This is a genomic window from Mesorhizobium sp. M0047 (assembly GCF_040323315.1).
Lineage (GTDB): Bacteria > Pseudomonadota > Alphaproteobacteria > Rhizobiales > Rhizobiaceae > Mesorhizobium.
In genome coordinates this window covers 1-577 of sequence record NZ_JAMYUW010000119.1, presented here as the reverse complement: position 1 = coordinate 577, position 577 = coordinate 1, and the positions used below count along the sequence as shown (strand labels likewise).

The 577-nt window shown below is 67.6% G+C and carries 1 protein-coding gene; it reads left to right on the top strand.

The window, feature by feature from the left end:
• A partial coding sequence (locus NKJ89_RS35655; RefSeq protein ID WP_352609086.1) for an Ig-like domain-containing protein occupies window positions 1–577 on the top strand: 577 nt, incomplete at both ends.

Sequence of the window (577 nt, the reverse complement as noted above, 5' to 3'; positions counted from 1 at the left end):
GCGGCGAACGACGGCGTGCTTGCCAGCCATGCGGAGAACGTGACGGATCTGACGATCGGCACGGTCGCCGGGATACTGGGCAATGACCATTACGGCGCGGACGGTCCCGCGGCGACCGGCGCGATCACGATCGGGGCTGGCGACCATGGCGGCACGGTGACGATCGTCGGCGGCAACCTGGTCTACACCAACACGACGCTGAACGTGGCGAACGGGACGACGGTCGACGAGACCTTCACCTACACGATCAAGGACGGCGACGGCGACACCACGACGGCGACGTTCAAGGTGACGCTGACGGATACCGGCGTGACGGCGCTCAGCGCCTCGGCAAACCTTTTGGCCGACGAGGACGACATCGCCGGTGCTGGCGGCAACGCGGGCGGTCCGGGCGACGACGCGCCGGTGCTGTCGGGCCATATCTCCTACACGCTTGGCGCCGACCATATCGGCAGCGTTGCGCTGTCGACGGCTGGCAATGCGACGGGCCTGCAGACGCTGGCCGGGGTTGCGGTCGACACGACATGGATCGGCAGTCAGCTGATCGGCTACGTGCATGGCACGGACCCGAACCTCG